We start from the raw sequence: 6,000 nt of genomic DNA, 5'->3' as shown, positions 1-6,000 counted from the left end.
CCCTGCGCGCCGTCAAGGATGACAACGTGAGAACCCGCAGCGCCGCAGTGAGAGTGTTGGCGGCGAAGTGGCCGGATCAGACCACCCGTGAACTGCTCGTCCAGTGCATAGTCCAAGGATCAAATGCTGAAACGCGTGGTGCGGCATGTTCGGCACTGGGCAAAATGCACTCCGAGTTCGGCCACATTTTGCCGACGCGAGATCTCGATGGCATTGGGCCGTATCTTGATCCCCTCAAACCGATTTCGCGCAAACACATTGAGAAGGCAGCAGCGCAGGTAGGCATCCGTCCTGACGACATCGATGCCCAAGTCGCCACCCTCTCGGCTCACATGGGGTGGGACGTTAGGGTCGGAGCGAAAAAGAAGGCGGTGAAAAAGTCCAGTAGTGCAAAGCCTGTCCGTGAGCGACACAACTGATGGGCGCCATGTGATCAACGACAGATGTGTGACTCTGGCGAAAACGAAACCTACGGTGTTCTGGGGATATTATACTTAATTCAAAAGGCGGCCAATCGGCCGCCTTTGTTGTTTCATTCCCGCTGCTGGTCAGCCATACCGCTTCACCCCATCACTTTGCCCGACATGTCGGTTCTGCCAGCAACAACCGGTTTTTCGGAGTAATATCCGACGGGATGGTTTGGGTGTAGACCCGGTAGCCATGAGCCCGCAACCGCGCCGCCCTGGTGGCGTCGATGGCCAACGAGCCATCCAGCCATCCCTCCAGCCCCCCCAAGTCTCCCTGGTCCAGGTTGTGGCAGCAGGGGAGCACCGCTACACGGGCCCCGGCTGCAATCGCCCGATCCAGCACCCGGTCGGTCAGCCCGCCGCAGGCGTGCACGGAGACGATCAGATCATCCGGTGTAAGCGCAACCTGCCCCATATCCGCCTGTTCAAAGCAAACCCTCCCGCGCAGCCGTGGCCAGGTCGCTTCCAGGGCGGCGGCCAACGTTCCGGCGCTTTCCGGGATTCGCAGGTCTACTGCCAGCGCTTCCGGTGAGCTATCGTCCAGCAGCAGCAGAATCTGGGCCAGCAGACCATGACCGCACGCCAAGTCCACTACACGACCGCCGCGGAAACGCCGCCGCACCCGACGGGCCACCTCCCATGCCTCATACAACTCCTTGCGCGGCAGACAGCCGGCCGCACATACGGACCGGGCGATGCGATTGAACAGAGAATCTCCGGTGAACCGGTCAAGGTGGCGCGTGTTGAGGTAATTGCGGGATGATCGGTCCATGGTAGATTCCTGGTCAGGGTAGGGTGGTCGGTGCAGTCGGTGGGGGAGGATACCGTCAAACGGTTGGAAAGCATACCGAAATTAATAGAACATTCGGGCCAGAATTCCGGGGAGAGTATACGTAATTCAAAAGGCGGCCAATCGGCCGCCTTTTTTACCCATTATGGCAGAACTATGAAGCACAGCATTCGTGTCAGTCCACCAGCCAGACCCCTGACCGTTTCATCAGACCGACCATGGATCTGCCGTCCTGCTGTTTGATCAGCAGGGTGGCCCGGTCCCCCCGCACAACCAGCGTCAGAGGGAATTTTTTCACCGCCTGTCCCATCTGTTTGCCGGCCTCTGCCATCATCGTCATGGACTCATCCTTGCCTTGTGCCATGAATCCGTCCATCTCCTCGATTGACCGCTCCGTACTGACGCTCTTTACAGCTGCATAATCCCCTTTGGCCATGGCTGCCGTCTTGGCCAGCACCGCCTTGACCTGCGGGGAGTTCAAGGCCTGTTTGCCTTTCAGGGTGGCGGTCACGGCTGGTTCCCGGAAGAGGGGGGCGTTGAAGCTGAAGGCATATTTTTCGGCCGGCCATCCCTGTTCCGGGTTGCCTTCGCTGCTCTGCTCCATGGCTGCGCTGACCCGTAAGTTTGTTATCACCAGTTTGTCGAGCGGGCTGCGTTCGCTCTGGCTGATGGTCTTGTTGCCCAGCGAGTAGCGCTCTTCCTGTTGCGGAAAGAGGACCGTAACAACAACTTCCTTCGGCTTGGCGGGATCAAACCGTACCAGAACCCCGCGGACGGTTCCTTTTCGCACCATTGCGGAGAGCGTGAAAAAGGGGTTGAGACCGGCGATGGCTTCCTGCTGGACCACCCGGTCAGCCACCAGGATCCGCATTTCCTTTTTGCTGTTCGGACCGTCCTCGGCATTGTCATGCAGATGGGCATAGGAGTGGGTGAGGTTCATAACGGTCGCGCCAACCGTGAGCGATCCACTGGCCGTTCCCGAATCGATGGCCAGTGAGAGCAGCGGGAAGCAGATGACTGCAAACAACGCCAGCAAAAGAGAAACTCCTGTCTTCATGACGGCCTCCTTCGGGGGGACAGATTAACTGTCTGGATTTGGTGTTACAGCCACAGGCAGCTTGAGTATACACAAACGGCTACAATAGTCAGTAACTAGTAATCCGGCTGAAACCCATCGATTGATGCCGATGCCTGCCCGCCGACACTGAATGAAATCCTGTTCCGGGCCTCGGGCTGTCTGTAACTTGCCTGTCAGTACCGGAACAGGTATCATGATGCCTCTCTTAAACAACAACCTCAGTAAAACGGATACTGCCCATGATACCTGACATTAACGCCAAACGCCTGATGAACACCTTTATGGAGCTGTGCTCCATTGATGCCGAGTCAGCCCGGGAACGGGCCATGGCTGATCATCTGACCGCGCTGTTGACCGGGCTGGGGTTTGCCGTGACAGAGGATGACGCCGGTGCCCGGCTTGGCGGTAACGCAGGTAATCTGTACGCCACGCTGCCGGGGACCGGACTTGGCGAGACGCTGCTGTTTTCCTGCCATATGGATCGGGTGGTACCGGGCTGCGGGGTAAGGCCGCAGATCAAAGGTGAGTATATTGTCAGTGACGGCAGTACCGTACTGGGGGCCGATGATGTGGCTGGTCTGGCAGCGGTGTTGGAGGGGATTACCTTGTTCCGTGAGCAGGGGCTGCCCCATCCTCCGTTGGAGGTGGTCTTCAGTGTGGCTGAGGAACTGTCTTTACTGGGGATAGAACAGTTTGACATGGAGCAGCTGGTTTCCCGTTGTGGCTTTGTGCTGGATGCTGGCGGGCCGGTGGGGGAGATTGTCGTCAAGGCACCGGAGCAGGTGCGCCTGTCTGCCGTGATTCACGGTCGAGCGGCCCACTCCGGTATCGCCCCGGAAGAAGGGATATCGGCTATCCAGATTGCCGCCACAGCCATCTCCCGGATGAGGCTTTTGCGGGTTGATGACGAGACCACTGCCAATATCGGTAGTATCCGGGCTGACGGGCCGACCAATATTGTGCCGGATCGTTGTGAACTGAGTGCTGAGGCTCGTTCTACCGATCCGGCCCGTTTGGCTGCTCAGGTGGCGGCAATGCGGCAGGCTCTGGAGGATGCAACCCTGACGGCAGGGGGACGTGTGGAGATCAGCGTCCGTTCCAACTACCGCTCATATCAACTTGACTTAAATTCTGCACCGGTGCGCCGTGCTGAGGCAGCTGCCCGGAGCCTGGGGCTGCCGGTGCGCCACCGTTCCACCGGCGGCGGCTCAGACGCTAATTTCTTTAACGAATGCGGTATTCCAACGGCTGTGCTTTGCTGCGGTTTTGAGAAGGTGCATACCTGTCAAGAACGGATGCCGGTGGAACAGTTGACGCTGCTGGCCCGGTGGGTGGCAGCCATTCTGGCTGGTGATGAGCATTGACCGGAGAGCAGGGGCGTAACCGTCTGATCCGCCAATGGCTACACGCTGAAGGAGATAGCGCAGGGCCTTGGAGTTCATTACACGACGATCAGCAAGGTGATCAACAGCGGTGAAAACTGATATTTCAAGACCTTCCCCCCGCGTACGGCATTTTTAACTGTCCACGGCGATACATGCGTTGAATTCCATGTTGATCATGTTACATTCAATCGTACTTGCTAAATAGCAACATTTAAGGGCAACAACCGTGTGTCTGAGAAGAAGCGGAGAGTTCCCAAGGTTAAGGTGAGGTATATGAAGATTACCTGCCCCGGTTGTCAGTGGAGCGCAGAGGTGCCGGATGAGAAGATACCGGTTGGCGGTGTAACCGCAACCTGTCGGAACTGCCAAGTCAAATTTCAGGTTTTGCGGGAGTCCGTCTCCACAGCGGAGCCGGAGTTTTTCTGTCCGCAATGCGGCACAGGACAGATGGTGTCCGATACCTGTATTCACTGCCATATCATTTTTGCAAAATATGACGAGAAACAACGCATCAAAGAGTTAATCCCGCCTGTTGACAACGAGCCCCGGATACAGACGAACTATCGTTCCTCCAAAATTGTATGGGCCGTTATCGGCTTGCTGGTGGTAGTAGGCCTGATCTACAGGCCTGAGATTGTCAGCGCCTGCAAACTCTTCTTTCATATCCAGCCAGCCCATGCGAAACATATCCCCAAATCGGCAATTACCGTAACACGCAGCAACATCGCTTCGATCTTCCTGAAGTCAGGGCTGAAAGGAGCCACCGACGATCCGGTCTACAAGAAACTGCTGGAGTTCGGCGGCCGGTTGTACCCTCGCTTCGATGAACTGTTGGCAAATCCGGTGAAGGAGAGCGGTGTTGATCTGGCTGAAGATGTCTATGCTTTCACTGAAACGTATGATGGGGAGCGCTCCAGGACCGGCGTTCTGTTCGGTATCAGGGACCAGAGCCGCTTTGCTGAATTCCTGAAAAAGTTAAGGCCGGGCACCGTATCAACTGAGGCCGGTGTTTCAATCCTCAAGCTTGATGGTGGCTCCGACCTCTACTGGAACAAATCGTTTGCCCTGATCTATCCCGGTGGCACTAAAGGTAGGGGTAAACAGCGGGCACTGGCGATCATGGCCATGAAAAAAGAGGAAAGCATTGCTGGTGATTCGCTGAAAAAGAGATGGCTTGAGGGCAAGGATGACTGCCTGGTCAGCGTTGATTTGGAAAGGATCGTCAATCAGCCTGGTCTGTCGGCTATGATGAAAAACTACCCGTATCATCAAGATGTCTATCGGGGGAGTAGCCTTAGTTTCGCGTGTAACTTCATCAATGGGAAAGCAACGATTGATGCACGGGTCAGCGGTGCTGCTCTGCTCGCTGAAATCAAAACTATAAGTGTTCCTCTCTCAAGGGAGTTTCTGGAAAGCATACCGGCTGATAAGTATCTGGTATTCCTTGCCAGTCACATTCCCTTTGAATCGCTTCAGGAACGGTTTCGCCTGGCAAATCCAGAACAATACCGGAAGGCCGATGAAATGGTGGAGAAGCTGACCACGTCCAACATTGAACAGTTGGCAGCTTCCTTTACCGGTGACATTGCCATTGTTCTGGAAGGTATATCGCGGAATAACAATCAAAATTCAACGGGGCGGCAGTATCCAGGCCCCCAGTCATCGCGCTTCTTCCTCGGCGAGTCAAAGGCCGAGGGCAGCATCATAATGGGAGTCAAGCCGGACAGCGTCGCGGTGAGGCTGCTGCACAGGAAACTTCAGGAAGGGCCGGAAGCAAGAAGTGCCAGATTTGACGGCAAGATATACCGGATCGATTCAGGGAATGGCTACTATCTTCTTGCTAACAACGGCTATATTGCTATTTCGACAAGCAGTGATGTGGTAACAGGACTGGTGGAACGAAAGAAAACCGACAGTCCGTCCATGCCGGCAAGTCTGCTTGAACGCTGCAATGGTGCTCTTTCCATGCTGGAACTGAAATTGTCTCAGATATTTGCTGTGTTTTCGGACCGTCAGCCGGACGATCCATCATTTGAACAGTTGAAAAATAACCTTTCAGAGCTGCGCGTAACCTACCGGCTGGAGAAGGATCAGGTCAGCACCCGTGGTGAGTTAATATTCAGTGATGCAACAAAGAACAGTTTGTATCAGTTAGCGAAGCTGGCCGTCACCATCAGCGAAATGAAGCGATCCAGGAACCCGAAGAACCCTGAAAACCAGGGTAACCCGCGGGAATGAAGGAAACGGACAATCACTGTATTTCCGTGGTCGCTGATTGCA

At 55.6% G+C, this 6,000-nt stretch carries 5 protein-coding genes; 3 read left to right on the top strand and 2 right to left on the bottom strand.

Going from position 1 to position 6,000, the window contains the following annotated elements; genetic code table 11:
• On the top strand, positions 1-419 hold a 419-nt coding region (locus B5D39_RS08940), incomplete at its 5' end, for a HEAT repeat domain-containing protein (protein ID WP_161947462.1).
• Between the two features lie 151 nt (positions 420-570).
• Here the strand turns inward: B5D39_RS08940 and B5D39_RS08935 are convergent.
• Positions 571-1,239, bottom strand: a complete 669-nt coding sequence (locus tag B5D39_RS08935) for a methyltransferase (RefSeq protein ID WP_078790127.1) — start codon at positions 1,237-1,239, stop codon at positions 571-573.
• Positions 1,240-1,432: 193 nt separating this feature from the next.
• Entirely contained in the window at positions 1,433-2,314 is an 882-nt protein-coding gene (locus B5D39_RS08930) for a hypothetical protein (RefSeq protein WP_078790126.1), read from the bottom strand.
• A gap of 260 nt (positions 2,315-2,574) precedes the next feature.
• Here B5D39_RS08930 and B5D39_RS08925 point away from each other — a divergent pair, with 260 nt between their 5' ends.
• Positions 2,575-3,699 carry a M20/M25/M40 family metallo-hydrolase gene (locus B5D39_RS08925; protein ID WP_078790125.1) on the top strand — a complete coding sequence of 375 codons (1,125 nt, stop codon included), beginning with the start codon at positions 2,575-2,577 and terminating at the stop codon, positions 3,697-3,699.
• 294 nt (positions 3,700-3,993) lie between these two features.
• Positions 3,994-5,958: a zinc-ribbon domain-containing protein gene (locus B5D39_RS08920; protein ID WP_078790124.1), complete on the top strand. Its 1,965-nt coding sequence runs from the start codon at positions 3,994-3,996 to the stop codon at positions 5,956-5,958.
• The last annotated feature ends 42 nt before the right edge of the window (positions 5,959-6,000 follow it).

Origin of the sequence: Trichlorobacter thiogenes (genome assembly GCF_900167465.1) — a bacterium.
GTDB classification, from domain to species: Bacteria; Desulfobacterota; Desulfuromonadia; order Geobacterales; family Pseudopelobacteraceae; genus Trichlorobacter; species Trichlorobacter thiogenes.
The sequence above is the reverse complement of the archived record's forward strand: the minus strand, read 5'-3'. Positions and strand labels throughout refer to the sequence as shown.